Source organism: Nostoc sp. UIC 10607 (genome assembly GCF_047228265.1).
In the GTDB taxonomy this organism is placed as follows: Bacteria; Cyanobacteriota; Cyanobacteriia; order Cyanobacteriales; family Nostocaceae; genus Nostoc; species Nostoc foliaceum_A.
In genome coordinates this window covers 20,379-40,922 of sequence record NZ_JBIQNW010000034.1, presented here as the reverse complement: position 1 = coordinate 40,922, position 20,544 = coordinate 20,379, and the positions used below count along the sequence as shown (strand labels likewise).

Genomic DNA, 20,544 nt, shown 5'->3' with positions numbered 1-20,544 from the left:
AAAGGGCTGGTGTCAATTCTTGTAGGATGCAATTCTTCCCAAAATCAAAAATCAAAACTTACTAGCCTAAAAAGAAAAAGAAGTCCGAAACTCATGGCAGACCAAATGCAGTGGGCAAACGCCCTATCAACCCGTCATTCTTTGGAAGCAGCTGTTACAGATGTGGTGGAACGGGCTGTCTCATCATTAACAGCACCTGCGGATCTAGGACTGGTATTCATTTCGTCTGCTTTTACGAGTGAGTATTCCCGACTGTTACCCTTGTTAGCTGAGAAACTTTCTGTGCCTGTGCTAATTGGCTGTAGTGGTGGAGGTGTGATTGGGACTACAGTTAGCGGAGAAACCCAAGAACTAGAAGCTGAACCAGCTATTAGCTTGACTTTAGCACACCTTCCAGGAGTGAAGGTTCAAGTTTTTCATGTTGTTGCTGAAGAATTACCTGACTTAGACAGTTCACCAGATGCTTGGGTTGATTTGATCGGTGTGCCAGCATCACCAACACCCCAGTTCATCTTGCTGTCTAGTTCTTTCGCCTCTGGAATCAACGATTTGTTGCAGGGACTGGATTTTGCTTATCCAGGATCGGTGATAGTGGGGGGACAAGCTAGTGGTGGAGGTATGGGTGGTCGTGTTGCTCTTTTTTGTAATGATACCGAGGGCGAGGAATGCCAAAGTTTGTATCGTGAGGGCACTGTTGGTATAGCTTTGACTGGCAATATTGTTTTGGAAACGATTGTAGCCCAAGGATGCCGGCCGATTGGAAAACCATTACAAGTTACAAAAGCCGATCGCAATATTATTTTAGAGTTAGATGAGAAAGTGCCTCTAGTGGTGTTGCGAGATTTGATTGCCAGTCTCAGCGAACACGAACGGACTTTAGCACAGCACTCTCTGTTTGTTGGTGTGGCGATGGATGAATTTAAGTTGGCTTTGCAACAGGGAGACTTTTTAATTCGTGGTATTCTTGGGGTCGATCCAACCGCTGGGGCGATCGCAATCGGCGATCGCGTCCGTCCTGGACAAAGGCTGCAATTCCACCTACGCGATGCCCAAGCCTCTGCTGAAGACCTAGAATTACTCCTTCAAAGTTATCAACACCAACGAGAGTCTGAACCCTCTGCCGTAGCTGCCTTAATGTTTTCCTGTCTGGGGCGAGGTGAAGGACTGTATGGTAAACCAAATTTCGATTCTGAACTATTTCGACGCTACCTCAACGATATTCCTGTAGGCGGTTTTTTCTGTGGTGGTGAAATCGGCCCTGTTGGTGGCAGAACCTTCTTACATGCCTACACTTCAGCATTTGGAATTTGTCGCCAAAATCAGTTATGAATTAGACTCCTGACTCTTGAATTTATTAATCTGTCAATCAAATTTGAATTTTGAATTTTATTACAGACCTAACAAGAACAGCCCCTTTTTTTGAGCAAAATATAGCAATCCTATTTGATTTGTGAGGATTGCAACCCGCAGATCCCCAACTTCTTGGAAAAGTCGGGGATCTTGTTTCTCACGAATGATTCAAGATTGCTATGGCAGCCCATATTCGGCAGGTGCGATGGCGTACCCGCTCGCTGTAGGCGATCGCAAATGCTGTATTTTTGAAAATGACGTAAATGGTGCGGGAGGCATAACAGCTTCACCATCAAATATCAGAGTAGAGGGTATTGATCGCTGTGGGTACGAATTACGAATTATTCTAACAGGGCATCAAAGCATCGAATCTCCCTAGTACTGCCATATCTTCTTCATCTAACTCCGTTGGAATCCCACTGCGAATCAATTCCGAAAAGTCTTCATTGGGAACCATAACAGTCAACGTGTACAAGCGAGTAGAACCAGTATTTTTAATCAAATGAGTACCGGTGGGAGGCACTAATAAACTATCTCCAGCTTTGATCATGGCACTCTTGCCGTCACACATAGCGATCGCTTCCCCTTTGAGGACAAAAAACATTTCTACCGCCCACTGATGGCGATTTGGCGGTGTTTGTCCACCAACATCAAAAATTTCTATGCAGCAAGTCAAGGAAGTATTAGCATTTGTCGAATCGAAGATAATTGCTAATCGATTAGAGTCGTTGGGACTGATGCGATATACTTGGTAATCTTTGGTAGATTTGATAACCGGAATTACACAACGAGTAGCGTACATTTATTTATCCCCTCTGAAGTTATCGATGGGTACGGAAATTCCTAAAATCCGAGTCTTGAATATTGAGTTGTTAGTTGTATCTCTAAATCACAAAATCACTAATTACTCTTAACTCCTGTACAGACGCGATTAATCGCGTCTCTCCTAACTCCTCACCCCTCACCCTTTTGCAGCGCTGTTAAAATCTCTTGCGAGTCAGTGACAAAACCGAAGCATTGTTTGACATTGTACAATGTCGCTAGCCAACAATATTCAGGAGAAGTGGTAGCGGTACAGTTTTTAACTAACACGCAGTCATATCCTAAGAAGTTGGCATCACATAACGTAGTGAGTACACATTGATCAGCATTAACACCAGCAAAAAATAATGTTGTCCTTCCCAGATTCTGCAAGATACTATCTAATGGCGTATCCCAAAATCCACTCATGCGGTATTTGTCCACACGAATATCTTCAGGAATTTGTTCTAGTTCGTCTACTACTGCTGCGGCCCAACTACCTGCCATGAGTACTCTAGCACCATTGCTTGGCAGTGGATCGCCCAATCCCACACCCTCCCCTGTGGGATTATAGACGTGACGCGAACCAGCACTAATATTGAGCAAGTCGGGACGATTTCCCCAATTTATCCAAATTACCGGAACACCAGCCTCACGCAGTTCTGGAAGTAAGTTGTTCAAAGGTTCAATAGGCTGACGCGCTGGAGTTACGTCCACGCCGATATGCGCTAACCAGCCATCAGGGTGACAGAAGTCGTTTTGCATATCAATGACGAGGATAGCAGCTTTTGCTAAGTCTAGGCGCAGGGTTTTAGTTTCTGTTGATAAAATAACGGGTTGTGGGGTCTTTTGGGGACGAGTGATATCTGCGATCGCATCATTCACTGTCCACGCATTTGGTGGAACTCCCAATGTCCGTAATGGTAAATTCATAAAATTGCAATACCCAACACCATTTTCTATTTTGTAACTTGAAATTCAGTCAAGAATACAATTACTTAATCAAGGTTAAATATGGTGAATTTCACTGTCCAGAATGTTTTGATTGCCGTCAGTGATGATTATGCAACGGTAGATGTACAGATTGTAGATAGTGTGATCGCTGCGATCGCCCCCAATCTACAAGTAATCGGCACTGCCATAGATGGCAAAAATAAGCTCTTGCTACCTGGCTTTTTCAACGCCCACACCCACTCATCAGAAATGTGGCAGCGAGGAATCATGTCAACGTTCCCTTTAGAGTTATGGTTGGCGGAACTTTATGATTTTGCCCCCCTCGATCCCGAACAGGTTTATCTCAGCGCCTTGGGGACTGCGGTAGAAACCTTACTTTCCGGCGGGACAAGTGTGGTAGATCATCTAGTGTTAATTCCCGGACTTGAGTTAGAAACGATCGCCATTGCCACTCGCGCTTACAGAGAAGTGGGAATTCGCGCTTTTATCGCCCCCTTAATTCAAGATGAATCCCTCACCGCAGGTATGCCATCAGGGGAATCAACCCAAACTCATGAACCTTATTTTCGCTCAACTGCGGCAACTTTGGAAATCATCGAAGAAGCGGTGAGACAGTTTCATCGCCCAGATGAGGGTATAAATATTTTAGTTGCACCAACGGGAATTCAATTGTGTACTGATGCTTTATTTGAAGGGTGTACTGAGTTAAGCGATCGCTATAATCTTTGCCGTCACTCCCATTTACTCGAAACCAGGGCACAAGAAAAACTCGCTCAAGAAAAGTACGGTTGTACTGCTGTGGAACATTTGAAACGAATCGGGTTTTTGAGCGATCGTACTTCTCTTGCCCATTGTGTTTGGTTGAATGATGCTGATATCGCCATCCTTGCCGAAACTCAATCTACAGTCGTCCATAATCCCTTAAGTAATCTGCGTTTAGGTAGTGGCATCGCCCCAATTTTAAAATATCGCCAAGCTGGAGTAAATGTAACTTTTGGTTGCGATGGAGCTTCGAGTAATGACTCCCAAGACTTGCTAGAAGCCATCAAAATGGGTTCTATCTTACATAATATTACAGACTCCGATTATCAATCCTGGGTTACACCGCGTCAAGCAGTAGAAATGGCATCTTTGGGAGGCGCAAAGGGACTGAATATAGCAGATAAACTCGGTTCCCTAACTGTGGGGAAACAAGCAGATTTGGTGCTTTATGACCTCACCAATTTATCATTATTACCCCGTACAGATCCCATTGGGTTGTTAGTTTTAGGTCGTCCTAGTAATGTTGTAGATAGTGTTTGGGTAAATGGTAGGCAAATTGTTGCTGATGGGAAAGTGACAACAATTAACGTTGATGAATTACGACAAGAATTATTTAATCGTAGTCAATGGGAGACAAAACGCAAGTCTGAAACCGTCGCGCAAATAGAGGCTCATTATCGGACGGTTATGGGGTTGTGAAACTGCGATCGCAAGTGAAGCAGAGTTAAAAATTGTGTTAATTCAACTAGTCCCTCTGCTTCTAGTTTTTTTCAAGCCTAATTTTGACCTGTTTAATTTTATTTCTACATCATTATAATTTCCGTACAATCCAATACAATGTGCTTTATTTATCTAGTTTTCTAGGGTTTGTACGTAGTATACTTCTGATCTTGAATATAAGCTAGTGATGTATCAAAAAAATCATTTGTCATCCAGATTATGTAAATGGTTTTTCTCACGAGTGATAAATCCGGTTTATGGTCAAGCTAGAATTAAATCGTATAATTTTTGATACCCTACTTTATTAAGTAATATTAATGGGCTACAATCTGCCATAAAAAAGCAATTACGTAGATTACCCTTAGAAGATGTTTGAAAAGTCCCCTGGTCGGTATCAAAAGTTTTATATCCCTCTAAATCCCCTTTGCAAAGGAGGACTTTGACTCCGGTTTCCCCTTTTTTAAGGGGAGCCAGCGCGGTCTTCTCCCTTGGCGTGGGTTGAGGGGGATATAAAAGTGCCTCAAGTCACAGGGAAACACTTTTCAAACAACCCCTTATAAATGAATAGAATAAGGCAAAAAAGAATGGCGAATAAATCTAATGTAAGACTTACGTTCAATTTCAACGATCTAAATTTAGATCCTACAGAGCAAGATGAGCAGGTTCAATCGTTCATAGCTGAACTGAAAGAGATGGATGAAATAGAAAATGTTGCTCGTGTACACGATCCCAATCCTCCAGAAGGCAATAAAGCTTTAGGTGGTTTTTTAGTAGGAATGTTAACAGCAGAATTCAATGTAGATAATACAAAAAAATTATTCAGGTTTTTGGGTGATCGTCTTGGCGAAAAGTCTATTCAGCTAGAGGTAGAGGCAAACGGTAGGAAATTAAAAGTATCTGCTCATAGTCGAGAAGAATTAGAACTTGCTATTAAAGCTGCTCAAGAGTTTATAGCAGATAAATAAAAGGACTATAAAAGCAGCAAACAATTTTGTTTTTTACCGCAATATAAAGATATTAAAATGGCAAAAATAGCACTGTTAATTGGAGTCGATGAATACGAACCTGGATTAAGCTCTCTACCAGCCGCAACGAAAGATATTGAAGCATTACGTCGGGTTTTACAAGACCCTGACATGGGAGATTTTAACGAGCTAAAGAGTTTAAAAAATCCTGATCCCCAGACAATGCAGTACGAAATTGAAGCACTTTTCTCAGAGCGAACTAAAGAAGATTTAATACTTTTCTATTTTTCTGGGCATGGTATTAAGGATGACACTGGTAATTTATATTTTGCAACTCGCGCAACAAAGAAAACCCCAAAGGGAGAATTAGTACGGTCAACTGCTGTACCTGCAACCTTTATTCATGAAGTAATGAAACGTAGCCGTGCGAAGCGGCAGGTAATCATACTCGATTGCTGTTTTAGTGGAGCATTCGATCCAAGCCTATCTGCTAAGAATGACGATTCCGTTGATTTACAAGGACAACTAGGTTCAGAAGGAAGAGTCGTTCTGACATCCTCCAGTTCTACTGAGTATGCTTTTGAGCAACAAGGTTCAGAACTATCTGTCTATACTCGTTATTTAGTAGAAGGCATAGAAACAGGAACAGGCGATCTTAATAAAGATGGACAAGTATCAATATTAGAGCTTCATGAGTATGCTACTAGCAAAATCAGAGAAGTTCTTCCTAGTATGACTCCTAAAATCATTGTCCTCAGAGATAAGGGCTTTGAAATCATATTAGCGAAAGCAAAGTCTATGCCCATTCCAGTTTTAGAAACAATTCAGACCAAGATTCACATCGGAGAAATTAAATTAGAATACTCTAAAAAGCTAAGTAATACTAGGTACTATAATCCTATCCCAAGCTTATTACAACCTTTTGAATCCTTTATTAGCAGATTAGCTGAACGATTAGGAGAATATTCTGGTAAATATTTATCTCATAACAGTGGAGATAGAGCAGCTACAGTTCAAAGTTTTATTCTTGAAGTTATTAGACAAACTTCGGATGCAGACTTAGTGTTTGTAATGCATCGCGTCGAAAATCAAAATACTTGGAATATAAAAGCACAAAGCAATTTTAGTGAAATTGTTGATGATGATGCTTATGGGAATATTCTCAAAAACAAAATTCTTTCTAATATTCCAATTAACTCTATTTTTACTTCAGATCATCAGGGTATTTATAGAATTCATTATGATGATCAAGAATCAGTATCTAAAGCTTTTATATTGATACCTTTAGATACCTTGGATAATGAGTTTATATTAGTTTGTGGTTTATTAAAAGATTCTTATTTACTTAGCGATGCTTACTGTACAATCATATCTAGTTTCTATGAAGCTAGCCAGGAATTATATCTCCAACCTACAAGAGTTGAGGCAACAATTCTTGACAATTTGAAAAAGAATTACGGATTTGTTCCTTTTTCTTTCTATGAGAAAAGGTTTCATCTTTTTTGTGAGCGTCTAGCTAAAATTGTTATATATTTTGAACCTATTCTTGACTTAGATACATTTTCAATTAGTGGTTGGGAAGCTCTTGCTCGTGATCCAGATAGCTTGATAGCTCCTGTTGATCTATTCTATGCTGCTGAGTTATGGGGACGTAAATTTACAATTGAGTTAGACCAAGTTCTTCTCAATAGGGCAACTGATAGCTATAGACGAGCATTGATTGAAGCAAAACAAAGTAGATCTCATGAAATACTACCTCTATCAGTTAATGTGTATCCAGAGTCTCTGATGCGAACCGCCTATTTTGAGACGGTTCGTGAGATTGTTAAAGAAGGAACAAGCAATCACATTACAGCCAAAAAACTAATTTTAGAGATTTCCGAAAAAGCTGACTTGCCAATTTATCAGGATGGAGTGAAGCTTAAATCTCCTTTAGATACATTCAGAATTAGATTGTCTAAATATGTTCAAGAGTTAAAAATTAAATTTGGGATTGATGATTTTGGAGTTGGTTATGCGTCCGTATCTCGATTAGCAGGACTTAATCCGCCTTATGTAAAAATTGACCGTGAAATTCTTTATCACGAACCAGTTAATGTTATTATCCAGTTTGTTCAACAAATAGTTTCAACAACCAATCCACTCAACCCAGCAAGCATAATTGTTGAGGGATTAGATGAGAATTCACCAGTTACACTAAATCAATTGAAAAAATTAGGTATTAGCTATGTGCAAGGTCATATAATTGGAAAAGCTGAACCTACAATTTATCGTTTATCTCAAGAGAAAAGTGAGTTTTTAAGAAAGCAGATATTAGGAGAATAATTCTCAGATATGTTGCTCGTAAAGCCAAGATGGAGAAACTGAAACCGATCGCCTAGAGGTTATATCGTGGGTGTTCAATGTTATCTGTCACCAGTTATCTTGGTCTTATTTCGTTGTGTATATCTTTAGATAATGGGTACATTTCAGGATTGGTTCTGGGAAATCAAAGAGTGCGGCCAAGGCCCTCATTACTACTTCAGTGCCACTTTTGCTCCATCTGATGCTGAACGCCTTGCTGCTTTGGTGCGCCAACATCCACTGTCTGGCTGCTTTGAACACTGCCATTTTGTTGGCAAATTAATCAATGCGCCATGTGGAAACTCCAATACTCCAGGTTCTTACGATTTGTATGTTGACCAGAGCAACTATACTGAAGTCATGTCGGGTATACAAAGAGATGAACCGATAGTTACTGTTGCACACTATATCTGGCAAATTATTGGTGTTTGCGATCGCAATTTTGGCATTGAGTCTGGTTATGGTGGCATAACTGGTACAGATAACCAAGCTGATACTTCACTGATTGTGGCGCTGGCGCAATCACCAGAACTCACCTTAGTTGATTGGAGAGTCGTTTCTGGAGGAGACGGTTATGCACCAGTGTTTTTTAGAACTGGCACATCAGCCACAGAACTGCTTGCTTACTTGCAGATGAAGCCAGAAAAGCCTGATTTCACGCAAATAGAAAGAGAGTTACGTCTAGCTTTATCAGATCCGGCATTATCTAAAATTTATCGCTTGGGCGAGTGCAAAATCAATGGTTGGCGGCTGGAAGTGGTTGTTTTGCATAATATTGAAAAAACCACAAGCAGCTATGGTGGCGAAGGATGGGACATGACACCACACACCACTAAGCTTTACAAAGTCGCCCAAATTGTTAGCGATAAGTGTAAGGTTCCAGGTTGTGCAGGGGGTGCTGCACACGCCCCAAATGATTTCTACACAATCATTGGCAGCCATCTCAGCTTTGGCTACCCACGCCAGGAGAGTTAAATCGGAATTTGAATCACAAATTCTGTACCTTCTCCCTGTACAGAATTAACCTCCAGAGTACCGCCATGTTTTTCTACAATAATTTGCCGGGCGATCGCTAATCCTAATCCTGTACCTTTACCTACAGATTTAGTTGTAAATAAATGATCAAAAATCTTTTGTTTGACTTCATCAGACATTCCCATACCATTATCTTGAATGGAAATTAAAACATGATCTTTGTCTTCACTCAAACAAGTTTTAATCTCAATTTTATTATTAATATCGTGAAAATTACGCCCAATATTAGATTCTTCTAAAGCATCAATGGCATTAGCTAATAAATTCATAAATACCTGATTGAGTTGTCCAGGAAAGCATTCTACTAAAGATATATTTCCGTAGTTTTTGACTACTTGAATATCTGGATGAGTCTCCGATGCTTTCAAACGATGCTTAAGAATTAAAATTGCGCTGTCAATACCTTCGTGAATATTAAAAGCAACTTTGTGTTCTGTATCTGCTCTTGAAAAGGTTCGCAAACTGTTGCTAATACTCCGAATGCGGTCAATACCTAACTTCATTGAAGAAATCAATTTTGGCAAATCTTCTCGGATATATTTTAGGTCAATGGCTGCAATTTCTTCTTCAATTTCTATACCCGGATTCGGAAAATTTTCCTGATAGAGATCAATGAGGTGAAACAAATCTTCAACCAAATTAACGGCAGGTTGGATATTACCTGCAATAAAGCCTACAGGATTGTTGATTTCGTGGGCTACACCTGCAACTAAATTACCCAATGCTGACATTTTCTCACTTTGCACAAGTTGTAGTTGCATCTGCTTTAAATCTGTAAGTGAGTGTTCTAATTGTTGGGAATTATCTTGCGATCGCTGATAGAGAGAAGCATTTTCTAAAGATATGGCAGCTTGTGAACATAATAGATTTATCACTTGGAGTCTATCATGGGTAAATACTCCAGCAATTAGATTATTTTCTAAGTAAAGAATGCCGATTAACTTACCTTGATGGAGAATTGGGGTACACAGCAAACTCTTGGGTTGTTGTTGGATAATGTATGAGTCGGAAATGAAGGGATTTTTCACAGTTGCATCATCAATTACCAATGTTTCTAAGGTGCGTTTGACATAGTTAATTGGAGTTAGAGGGAGATCTTGGCTAAACTCAATGGGAATAGATTGCAGAATAGTTGGCACTTTCTGAAATGTTGCGATTGCTTCGATCACCCAAATATTATCCTTGAGTAAAATTAAAGCAGATTTTTTCGCTCCGGTATTCTCCATCACCACTTGCATTAATGTAGAAAGCAACTTCTCTAAATGAATTTCGCTAGATAGTGCTTGAGAGGCTTTGAGAACACTTGCTAAATCCAAAGCTTCTGAAATGTTGGTGCTACTGGAAGAAATTGTTGTACCAGCAGTAAAATTAGACAGGGATATGCTATGGAGAGTAGATGCTGTTTCCGTGGGATTGAGGCGAATTTTTTCCCATTGCAAAATCGGGGCGAGTAATTGAGGATAACGTTGTTCTAAGTCATAGACTTTAGCTTTAGCGCCCCAACGAACATAGCGGTAGTAAGCGTTTGTCAAATAGTTTTGGGCAATTTGCTCTTTACCCCATCCCAAGTAAAACTTGGCAGCGAGTTCGTGGGCAAGAGCTTCTTCTTGGATATATTCGTTTTCTTTGGCTCCCTGAATGGCGCGATCGTACATTTCCATTGCTTGAATATATTCACCAAGAATGCGATCGCGTTCAGCCTCTACTAAGTGAAACTTATGTAAATGATTCATCGGCGCATAATGCGCCCAATTCTGCATTTTTTCCTGATTATCTGTAACCCGTTTGAGGATGATTTCTTGTACATCTTCAGAAGCATCTGGATAAACAGCTAATCGGCTCAGAGAATCATAAAAATAAAATAAAGGAACAGTAATACTTCCAAGAACACTTTCTAAATAATTTTGTGCTAATTCAGCATTTTCAATAGCATGAGTATACTCAGAAAATAAATAGCAGAGAACCAATTTATTAAAATACAAGAAACAGATTATGGTTTGATCATTACCTTGCTGATGAATTGGCAACATCGTTTCTTCATTGTAAGCGTCACCAATTAAACGGCAAGGATTTTGATTTTTTGAAAGTAAATTAAGCACTACCTGCCGAAAGAGTTCATTTTTATGTAGAGATGGTTCTTGGCGAAGTTGCGCGAGTCCTTGACTATAATTCGCTATTTCCTGTACCAGAGAAGATAATTCTTTTCCAGCTAAATATGAATTAAACGAATAAATCCATGCACAGTAACCTGCAAATTCTAAATCTCCTGTTTCTACTCCACTAGAATAGCCTAATCGTATAGGATGCAAAATTTCCATAACATGCTTTTTCCAAGAATTCAAAGAACCATAGACAATTGTATAAGTCTTAGCTATGAACTCTTTAGCATTCAATTTATCTAATAATCTGAGAGTTAGTTGACCGAACTGATAACCAGATTCAACATCTCCAACAACAGCACACAGAATCAGTCCATAACACGAATAACCATAGAGAGAATTAGCAGTATTGCCATACTTGATCGATAAATTAACCTGTTTAAACAATATTAGAGGATAGAGTTCTGGGATAACTAAATAAGCAGCAGCAGCAATATTTGTCAAGATATTCATAGCTGCTAACTTATCTGGCTCAGTCATTAATTTTAATTCTAGTAAGTCTTCAATAGCTTTACCCTCTAAAGCTAATTGTGTCTCCTGTAGTCCACGGGGAATATCTGCTGGTATTGGCTGTTCGGGAAGTTCTATGCCTAATAGTTTGAGAACTTGGAGTCCCGTTTTTATCGCTTCCCACATTCTGTTTTGTGCTACTTGAGATAAGATTATGACTTCGTAGGCTTTAACTTGGTCAATCAGTGTTTTGCCATTTTCTAAGATTACTTCTACCGATTCTTCCATCTGTTCAAAATCACCGTTAAGATGGGCTACTTCGGCAGATGTTGAGTATAGTGTCAAAGCTAACTCATACTGATGTTGCCAACAATCTTCTGTGAGTAACCCAATCCCAAAATTTGTGTACTCTACAGCAGCTTCATAAGCAGTCGAAATTCTGGCTTTATGACTTGCAGTTAAATTTAATTTTGCCAGTTCTTATCGTTCCTCTGGCTGAGTAATTAGTTCAACTCCAAAATTTAACTGATTAACTAATTTAAAGAGATGTTCTTCGCGCTGTTCAGACGAAATTTTCCTCAACATTAATTGCCCAATTTTGAGGTGTACTGTCTGTTTTTGATCTTCAGGAATTAGAGAATAAGCAGCTTGTTGAACGCGGTCATGTAAAAACTTATAGGAACAATAACCAGAATCCACCATCCAGGAATCAGAAGTAATGATAGATTCTGCTGATTCCTGTTGATAAAACTTATAAACTTCAGTTGTAGGTATAACCAAACCTTCTTGCAAAGCTTTCCATAAGTCTGCTGCTGTCTCCGCTAGAGATTTTTCATGAACAATTGCGAGAGTTGCTAAGTCAAACTGATTATCAATACAAGCTGCTAGCTGCAAAACTTTTTGAGTTGCTTCTGGTAGTCTCTGCAACTGAAACACCATAAACTCTACCAAATTATCAGTAAATGCTAATGCTCTCACTTGAGCAATATCACATTGCCAATGACCCATGTCAAAGTTATAGTTAATTAACTCTTCTTCGTGTAAAAACTTGAGAAACTGATTAGTAAATAAGGGGTTACCTTGAGTCTTTTGATATACTAAGTCTGTGAGAGGTAGGGCAACTTCTAAGTTACATTTTAGAGCATCAGTAATTATATAATTTAAATCTCTATGCTTGAGAGGAGCTAAAGTAATAGTATGAATACTTGCCTTATTTTTATAGATTTCTCCTAATGTAAACATTAGCGGATGTGCTGGATGTACTTCATTATCTCGATAAGCACCAATCACTAACATATAGTGAATTCCGGCTTTACTCATCAGCAATTGTGTAAACTTCAAAGATGCTGAATCTGCCCATTGCAAATCATCTAGAAATATCACTAAAGGATGTTCTTTGGTTGTGAAAGCTTGGATAAATTTCTGAAACAGTAAATTAAAGCGATTTTGTCCAGCAGTTCCTGAAAGTTCAGGTACTGGCGGTTGTCGTCCAATAATTTTTTCTAGTTCGGGAATAACTTCGATAATTACTTGAGCATTCTCACCCAAAGCTGTCAGAATTGTGGTTTTCCATTGTTCAAGTTGGGTATCGGTTTCACTCAGCAATTGCCTCATTAAATCCCGAAATGCTTGTACAAAAGCTGAAAAGGGAATGTTGCGTTGGAATTGGTCATATTTCCCTTTGATAAAATAACCACGCGATCGCACAATTGGTTTATGGAGTTCATTAACAACAGCAGTTTTACCAATACCAGAGAAACCTGCTACCAAAATCATTTCAGTGCTTCCCTGTGCTACTCTGTCAAATGCTGCGAGTAAACTCTCTACTTCTGCTTGCCGTCCATAGAGTTTTTCTGGGATGATAAAGCGATGTCTACGACTGGCTACGCCTACGCAAATATCTCGCACTCCTAACTCAAAGACATCAATACTGCCAGTTTCTCGCCACTGACGACAGCAAATTTCTAAGTCATACTTCAACCCCAATGCACTCTGATAGCGGTCTTCGGCATTTTTCGCCATCAGTTTACCGATAATTTCAGACAGAATTGGGGGAATGTTGGGATTGAGACTATGCACCTGTGGAGGAAGTTTTGCTAAATGACAATACACCAACTCCATCGGTTCATCAGATGTGAAAGGTAACTGGCCGGTGAGGAGTTCAAAAAAGGTGACACCCAAAGAATAAAAGTCGCTGCGGTAGTCAATTCCCCGGTTCATTCGTCCAGTTTGTTCGGGAGAAAGGTATGCCAATGTCCCTTCCAGAATATTTGGATTGCTGAGAGTTTGCGTTTCTCTGGAAAGTAACGAAGCGATACTAAAATCGATGAGTCTTATATCTTTTGTGGTGGGGTTAATCAAAATGTTGGCGGGTTTGATGTCTTTGTGAATCACTCGGTTGTGATACAGTCCATCAAGTATGGAGACTATTTGCAAAGCAATGTGAAAAAATGCCTGCAACCCATCAGCAGTTCCTCCCATCCCCGTATCTTTCCACCTCGCCATCTCTTCTTGAAGAGAAATACCGCCCAAATCTTCCATGACTAAGGCATAGCTGTTTTGATAGTTCTCCAGGCTATAAGTTTTGATAATTCCATCAATATTTAGATTTTTTGCAATGGTGTACTGATTGCGGAACCGCACAAGTTCATAAAATGTAGGATACTCACGCCGCAACAGTTTGATTACTACTGGCATTTTATCTGATTCTCTAATGCCGCGATGCACTAGGGTTTTTGAGCCAGAATAAATTAGCTCATGTATTTGATAACCGGTTAGTGCCACCATAGTTTTTTTCCTACAAAATTAATTTTTCCTCTTTACATTGATTGTTCCCATTAATACAAATGTGCTTAACGTTTGGCGAGACAATTTTGTAACAAGATATAAATGTGCGATCGCTAAATCCTTGATTACAGCATCAAAACTCTAGTAATTGACTACAAAACCAGAAAAATACGCCTATTTTTATGTATGCTTTGTGACCATATGCCTTAGCGATACATTTCCGGGAGTAAACATGGAACGCGCCATTTCTGCGTTGGGAATTCTAGTTTTTATTGGTATATCCTACGCCTTCTCTGTTAATCGTCAAGCGGTGCGTTGGCGCTTAGTGGCGTGGGGCTTGGGGTTGGAATTTGTGTTTGCGCTGGTGATTCTTAAAACTCCTTGGGGTTTCAATGTGTTTAAATCCCTAGGAGATTTTGTCAGCCAATTTTTAGCATTTTCTGATGTGGGTGCAAAATTTGTCTTTGGAGAAAATTTTAAGGATCATTTCTTTGCCTTCCAAGTGCTGCCGACAATTATCTTTTTTTCTGCCTTCGTCAGCGTCTTGTATTACTACGGCATTTTACAGCGAGTCGTAAACGTGATGGCGTGGGTAATGATGAAGACGATGAAAACATCGGGTTCTGAATCTTTATCCTGTGCAGGTAACATCTTTTTGGGGCCAACAGAGTCGGCGCTGATGGTTAAACCATATATAGCGAAGATGACGCAATCCGAACTTCATGCCTTGATGACGGGTGGTTTTGCCACAATTGCGGGTGGAGTTCTAGGGGCATATCTTTCCTTTGGGATACCCGCAGAACACCTGATTGCTGCTTTTTTTATGACTGCTCCCACATCGCTGGTGGTATCAAAATTACTGTATCCAGAAACAGAAATATCAGAGACGGCTGGTAAAGCAAAAGTGGATCTAAAAACCAATTATGTAAATGTAATTGATGCTGCTACTACCGGAGCAATTGACGGCGTGAAGCTAGCAGTTAATGTTGGGGTGATGATTATCGCCTTTTTGGGATTATTAGCTGCTCTCAATGCACTGCTGAGATGGTTGGGGGCATTTGTGGGCTTACAGCAACTGTCATTACAGTGGATTTTGTCTTTTGTTATGGCTCCCGTGGCGTGGCTGATGGGCGTACCTTGGGCTGATTGTCGGCAAGTTGGAGCTTTATTAGGTACAAAGACAATTTTGAATGACTTTATTGCTTTTTTGGATTTAAAGGCACTAATCGAAAGCGGTAAAATTTCCCAACGCGCAGTAATTATTGCGACCTATGCCTTATGTAATTTTGCAAATATAGGTTCAATAGGAATTACCATTGGCGGCATTGCTGGGATAGCACCTAATCGCCAGCATGATTTAGCTCGCATGGGTGTAAGGTCAATGATTGGCGGATTGTTAGCGGGTTTTATCACCGCTTGTATTGCTGGGATGTTGATTTGAAGAAATCGGGGATCTGGACAGCAACTTTTGCTGAAGTAAAGTTAAATTGGTTGAGGTTTTCTTTGAGAATAAACGCGATCGCAATAGAGTGCCCATGTAGCAGTAAATAAACCAGTGATAGAAGTAGCAATTGCTGCTGCAATAACCCATCCCACCGGGCCTAGCCAGTCTGTGATCTCACAGGCGATCGCTGTAGTGATTTTGCCAACAATATAAGCAGTTCCAGTGGCAGCAAGGGTGACTAAACCCAACTCTGCCAACATATCTAAAACTCCTTGATTGGATAAATCTTCTTGAAAATAGATTTTCCAGATAGTGGTGTACATAGCCACATCAGACGCAGTTAACACAATTTGTTTGGGAATTTCTCCGCCAGGGGTTGGTGCAGCTGAAGCAGTAGCGTTACCAATAGAGTAAGTAGCGATCGCTAAAACAGCTTCCAATCTTTTCTTACCCAAATTACTCACGATCTCATCTCCTGTAAAGGTTGCATCCACATAATCAACTTTTGTACATTAGACTTCTTACATAAGTCGGGAAAAGGGAAAGGGGATAAGGTTCTGTATTGTCCCCTTCCCCTTTAACCTTTAACCTTTTTCCTCTCTTGCAAAAGTGCTTTTTGCAAGAGGTCTAGTTCAGATACTCTAAAACTAGATTAACTGAAACACCTTAAGTCCCCAGCCATAATGCCAATTCGCTAATCAGCTATATTCAGCCTAAAGTTGGAAGAAATTGCCCTAAAATTTATGTAAGTATGAGCCGCTGAATCTTATTTAAATTTATTTATCTTTTTAGAATGCCAGACGCGGAAAAATCTCAAAACCAGCTGGCTAATGAGAAGCTGCTGAATCGGCAAGTTAGTAACAAAGCAAATTATTCGCTGGTAGAAGAGGGAATGGTGCTTCAGTTAGCTGATGGCACTATCCAGGCTTGCAGTGCAACTTGCGATCGCATTCTGGGACTGACCGCAGAACAGCTTGTAGGGCAAAATTTGCTTAATTCCAAGTGGCAATTTATTCATGAAGATGGTTCTCCTTTGCCCAGTGAGACTCACCCAGCGATCGTTGCCTGCAAAACAGGTAAACCTTGCTTGAATGTAGTATGTGGCTTTTATAAGCCAAATGGTGAGCTAGTCTGGCTATTGTTGTCTTCACAACCTCTATTCCAAGCTGGAGGAAGCACTCCCTACGCGATCGTTACAAATTTTTCGGATATTACAGAATCTAAGCACGCACAGCTTGAGGAAAACCGTAGCTATGCTCAAGATCTTCAACAAGTTGATGCAGATCAATTTAAGCCACAGTGGGATAGTCAACGTCTGCTTCAACAAATTGCTGGCACTCTTCCGGGGATACTTTACATTTATGACCTAATTGAGCAACGAAATTCTTACGTTAATTACAAAATTGCTCAAGGTTGGGGCTACACACCAGCAGAAATCCAGGCAATGGGAAAGGAGTTATTTACCCAACTTCTACACCCTGAAGATTTGGCTAGACTCCCTAGCTATTTTGAAAAATTTAATTCTGCTCCTCAGGGCGAAGTCATCAGCTTTGAATACCGAATTCGACACGCTAATGGAGAGTGGCGCTGGTTTTGTAGTTATGACATTCTCTACAGCAGAACTGCTGAGGGATTACCGCAATATCTTTTGGGGATCGCTTTTGATATTACAGAGCGACGACACATAGAAATTTCCCTACGGCAAAGTAACGAAAGGTTTGAGCTAGCAGCGGCGGCGGTTAATTGCCTAATTTACGACTGGGATGTTCATACAAATACGGTGGAGAGAACTCAGGGTTTAACCCAGGTTTTTGGCTACACACAACAAGAAGCTGAACCTACCTCCGAATGGTGGCAAGAACGCATCCATCCCGATGACCAACAAATAGTTAATGACCAGTTCATGGCTAGTATGCTTACTGGAAACCGATATAGCATCGAGTATCGAATTCGTCACAAGGATGGTCGCTATTTGTGGGTACAAGACCAGGGTTTTGCTGTCAGGGATGCAAATGGTCAGGTAGTTAGGGTAGTTGGTGCTAGTACTGATATTACTGAACAGCAAGCTGCGCTGCACGAACGCCAACAAATTGAAACAAACCTGCGCGAGAGTGAAGAACGGATTCGATTGGCCACTACCGCTGCGGAACTGGGTATGTGGTTTTGGAATATCACCACCAAGGAGTTAATTTGGACAGAGAAGTGTAAGCAGTTGTTTGGACTGTCCCCAGAAGCCGAAATGGGCTATGAGATTTTCCTCAACTGTATACATCCAGAAGATCGTCAACGCATCCATGAAGCGATCGCTCGCTCTTTTGAAGAAAAGGTTGAGTGTGACATAGAATACCGCAGCGTTTGGTCTGATGGTAGCATTCATTGGATTGCTGCTAAAGGTCGTGTCTTTTACGATGCCGAGGGTAATGCAGTCCGCTTGATGGGTACTGCCCAGGATATTACCCAGCGCAAACAGGCAGAAAATAATTTGCGCCAGCGCGAAACTCAATTAAGGCGATTAGTTGATTCCAACATTATTGGCATTATGTTCGCCACTCCTAACTACATTACTGAGGCGAACGAGGCTTTTTTAGAAATGGTGGGCTATAGCCGAGAGGAACTCTTGGCGGGTCAGGTACGCAGAAAAAATATCACCCCGCCTGAATATCACGCTCTTGATGAGCAAGGGATAGAGCAACTTTTAACGGTTGGGGTATGTACACCCTATGAAAAAGAATACATCCGCAAGGATGGTTCCCGTATTCCCATACTAATTGGTGGTGCTTTAGTGGAGCGAGATCCGGCATCTTGGATCTGTTTTATTCTTGACCTAACCCCCAGGAAGCAATTAGAAAAGGCACTTAGACAACAAGCAGAGGAACTCAAACAGGCAAACCGCAACAAAGATGAGTTTCTTGCTATTCTCTCCCACGAATTGCGATCGCCCCTTAACCCGATTCTTGGTTGGTCATCGCTACTCAAAAGTCGCAAATTTGATGAAGCTACTACAAATCGTGCTTTAGAAACCATTGAAAGAAATGCTCAATTGCAGATTCAATTAATTGATGAATTGCTAGATGTGTCCCGAATTATTCGCGGTAAATTGAATCTGACTTTTGCTGCTGTTAACCTGGTATCGGTAATTGATGCTGCATTAGAAACAGTCCGGTTAACAGCAGAAACCAAATCCATCCAGTTAAAAATACAGCTTGACCCCAATGTTGGCAAAGTGTTAGGCGATTATTATCGCTTACAGCAAGTTGTGGGGAATTTACTCTCGAACGCTGTCAAGTTCACTCCCCCGAATGGTTCAGTAGAAGTCAGCCTATCATTGAGCCGGGAATTGACTTCCCACTCAGCACTAATTCAAGTTAAAGACACAGGACTAGGTATTTCACCTGAATTCCTACCCCACGTATTTGAATATTTTCGCCAAGCCGATAGCAGCACAACCAGAAAATTTGGTGGTCTGGGACTGGGATTGGCAATAGTTCGTCACTTGGTAGAGTTGCATGGTGGGGCTGTCACAGCAGATAGTCCAGGAATTGGACAGGGAGCAATTTTTACTGTTAGGCTGCCTCTGATGAAGGAGGGTGGGGAAGCGAGGGAGCAGAGGAACAGGGGAGCAGAGGAGCAGGGGATTGGGGGAGTGGGGGAGAAATTTAACTCGTCACTTCTTAGCGGACTACGGATATTGATTGTTGATGATGATGCTGACACACGGGAGTTTTTGCACTTCTTGCTACAACAGAATGGAGCGCTGACAACTGTTGCAGCATCGGCAAAAGAGGCGCTGGCTTTCATCGCCCAGACTGTACCTAATCTATTAATCAGTGATTTAGGAATGCCAGAGATGGATGGCTACAACCTGATTAGGGTCATCAGAGCAATGCCAAAGGAGGAGGGAGGGGAAATTCCTGCGATCGCTCTTACCGCCTATGCTGGAGAAAGCGATCGCGATCGAGTCTTAGCAGCTGGTTTCCAGAAACACCTTGCTAAACCAGTACAACCAACTGAATTACTAACCTCAATTGCAGATTTGCTAGGTCAAGACTAAGTAATGCTTCTGACTGGCTCAAAATGCGAACCACAGATATGGTTTTTTAAATCACCTATATAGCGGTTCTCGAATGGAAGCAATACACTTTGACCTCTCTCTAAACCTCTCTCCTAAAAGGAGAGAAGCTTTGAATTTTACTCCCCAACGCTAGCTCTTAAGGGGCTGGGGGTTAGGTCTGTATTGGACTCAACCGAGAAGCGCTATATTTAGTCTTTCTTATCAATGCGTAGCTCCTAGCGTGGAGTCAAAAGCGGATTTGTTGCCCTACCTCCAGAGGAGTTATGAGCAAGATTGACACAAATTAGCCACCTTTCAAAAATCCTAGTTTATCCGTGGCTTCATTTTCATGAAATTGTCTTTTGCAAAAAAATAAACACTAGGCAAAAAACTTGACGAAATCATGCCCCAAATTTTTGATTGCGATCGCTAATTTCCAGTCTAGTATTTTAAAATTTACCATCACAGACAACTATCTAAAGAGTGAAAGTTTTTCCTTGAAATCCAGCCATTAGTTAGTTGTATTATTTTGATCAAAGCTTAATAATCAGGTATATCGCCAAGACACATTTCATTTTTTAAATGTTGCTCAATATGATGATGCATTGAGCTTGACGGCGTTAACCCTCCTGGGCAATTATAAAGAGACGGCTATTCAAAGCCAATTATCTTGCTGCTTGACTGCGATTTTATGACTGATAAAACCGCATATTTGCAATAACT

At 40.7% G+C, this 20,544-nt stretch carries 11 protein-coding genes and 1 pseudogene; 8 read left to right on the top strand and 4 right to left on the bottom strand.

Annotated elements, in window-relative coordinates; translation table 11 throughout:
- The first annotated feature begins 93 nt into the window (after positions 1-93).
- Together ACEYW6_RS23745 and ACEYW6_RS23740 are read left to right on the top strand one after the other, a co-directional pair.
- Complete coding sequence (locus ACEYW6_RS23745; protein WP_196508610.1) at positions 94-1,329, top strand: FIST N-terminal domain-containing protein; 1,236 nt, start codon at positions 94-96, stop codon at positions 1,327-1,329.
- Positions 1,330-1,555: 226 nt separating this feature from the next.
- Entirely contained in the window at positions 1,556-1,729 is a 174-nt protein-coding gene (locus ACEYW6_RS23740) for a hypothetical protein (RefSeq protein ID WP_412981687.1), read from the top strand.
- Here ACEYW6_RS23740 and ACEYW6_RS23735 read toward each other — a convergent pair.
- Both ACEYW6_RS23735 and ACEYW6_RS23730 read right to left on the bottom strand, forming a co-directional pair.
- Complete coding sequence (locus tag ACEYW6_RS23735; RefSeq protein WP_196508608.1) at positions 1,697-2,152, bottom strand: cupin domain-containing protein; 456 nt, start codon at positions 2,150-2,152, stop codon at positions 1,697-1,699. The genes ACEYW6_RS23740 and ACEYW6_RS23735 overlap by 33 nt on opposite strands.
- 152 nt (positions 2,153-2,304) lie before the next feature.
- A complete protein-coding gene (locus ACEYW6_RS23730) occupies positions 2,305-3,084 on the bottom strand; it encodes a cysteine hydrolase family protein (protein WP_412981686.1) in 780 nt (259 codons plus the stop codon).
- Between the two features lie 84 nt (positions 3,085-3,168).
- Between ACEYW6_RS23730 and ACEYW6_RS23725 the strand changes: the two genes are divergently transcribed.
- The 4 genes from ACEYW6_RS23725 to ACEYW6_RS23710 all read left to right on the top strand — a co-directional run bounded on the left by ACEYW6_RS23725 (position 3,169) and on the right by ACEYW6_RS23710 (position 8,870).
- Entirely contained in the window at positions 3,169-4,566 is a 1,398-nt protein-coding gene (locus tag ACEYW6_RS23725; protein WP_412981712.1) for an amidohydrolase, read from the top strand.
- Positions 4,567-5,171: 605 nt separating this feature from the next.
- Positions 5,172-5,552 (top strand): hypothetical protein, encoded by a 381-nt coding sequence (locus ACEYW6_RS23720; RefSeq protein ID WP_412981685.1) that lies wholly within the window; start codon positions 5,172-5,174, stop codon positions 5,550-5,552.
- A gap of 57 nt (positions 5,553-5,609) precedes the next feature.
- A complete protein-coding gene (locus tag ACEYW6_RS23715) occupies positions 5,610-7,877 on the top strand; it encodes a caspase, EACC1-associated type (RefSeq protein ID WP_412981684.1) in 2,268 nt (755 codons plus the stop codon).
- A gap of 132 nt (positions 7,878-8,009) precedes the next feature.
- Positions 8,010-8,870 (top strand): hypothetical protein, encoded by an 861-nt coding sequence (locus tag ACEYW6_RS23710; protein WP_412981683.1) that lies wholly within the window; start codon positions 8,010-8,012, stop codon positions 8,868-8,870.
- Here ACEYW6_RS23710 and ACEYW6_RS23705 read toward each other — a convergent pair.
- Positions 8,867-14,326 (bottom strand): annotated as a pseudogene (locus ACEYW6_RS23705) (AAA family ATPase). The gene ACEYW6_RS23710 and the pseudogene ACEYW6_RS23705 sit on opposite strands and share 4 nt — an antisense overlap.
- 232 nt (positions 14,327-14,558) lie before the next feature.
- Here ACEYW6_RS23705 and ACEYW6_RS23700 point away from each other — a divergent pair.
- Positions 14,559-15,767: a NupC/NupG family nucleoside CNT transporter gene (locus ACEYW6_RS23700; protein ID WP_412981682.1), complete on the top strand. Its 1,209-nt coding sequence runs from the start codon at positions 14,559-14,561 to the stop codon at positions 15,765-15,767.
- A 41-nt stretch (positions 15,768-15,808) separates the two neighbouring features.
- Here ACEYW6_RS23700 and ACEYW6_RS23695 read toward each other — a convergent pair whose 3' ends face one another.
- A complete protein-coding gene (locus ACEYW6_RS23695) occupies positions 15,809-16,234 on the bottom strand; it encodes a hypothetical protein (RefSeq protein WP_412981711.1) in 426 nt (141 codons plus the stop codon).
- Positions 16,235-16,563: 329 nt separating this feature from the next.
- Here ACEYW6_RS23695 and ACEYW6_RS23690 point away from each other — a divergent pair, with 329 nt between their 5' ends.
- On the top strand, positions 16,564-19,821 hold the full coding sequence (locus ACEYW6_RS23690; protein ID WP_412981681.1) for a PAS domain-containing protein: 3,258 nt from the start codon (positions 16,564-16,566) through the stop codon (positions 19,819-19,821).
- Positions 19,822-20,544 lie beyond the last annotated feature (723 nt).

Excerpts from the sequence above, each read along its gene's own strand:
- ACEYW6_RS23745 (WP_196508610.1), top strand. The coding sequence starts at position 94 with ATGGCAGACCAAATGCAGTGGGCAAACGCCCTATCAACCCGTCATTCT.
- ACEYW6_RS23740 (WP_412981687.1), top strand. The coding sequence starts at position 1,556 with ATGGCGTACCCGCTCGCTGTAGGCGATCGCAAATGCTGTATTTTTGAA.
- ACEYW6_RS23735 (WP_196508608.1), bottom strand. The coding sequence starts at position 2,152 with ATGTACGCTACTCGTTGTGTAATTCCGGTTATCAAATCTACCAAAGAT.
- ACEYW6_RS23730 (WP_412981686.1), bottom strand. The coding sequence starts at position 3,084 with ATGAATTTACCATTACGGACATTGGGAGTTCCACCAAATGCGTGGACA.
- ACEYW6_RS23720 (WP_412981685.1), top strand. The coding sequence starts at position 5,172 with ATGGCGAATAAATCTAATGTAAGACTTACGTTCAATTTCAACGATCTA.
- ACEYW6_RS23715 (WP_412981684.1), top strand. The coding sequence starts at position 5,610 with ATGGCAAAAATAGCACTGTTAATTGGAGTCGATGAATACGAACCTGGA.
- ACEYW6_RS23710 (WP_412981683.1), top strand. The coding sequence starts at position 8,010 with ATGGGTACATTTCAGGATTGGTTCTGGGAAATCAAAGAGTGCGGCCAA.
- ACEYW6_RS23700 (WP_412981682.1), top strand. The coding sequence starts at position 14,559 with ATGGAACGCGCCATTTCTGCGTTGGGAATTCTAGTTTTTATTGGTATA.
- ACEYW6_RS23690 (WP_412981681.1), top strand. The coding sequence starts at position 16,564 with ATGCCAGACGCGGAAAAATCTCAAAACCAGCTGGCTAATGAGAAGCTG.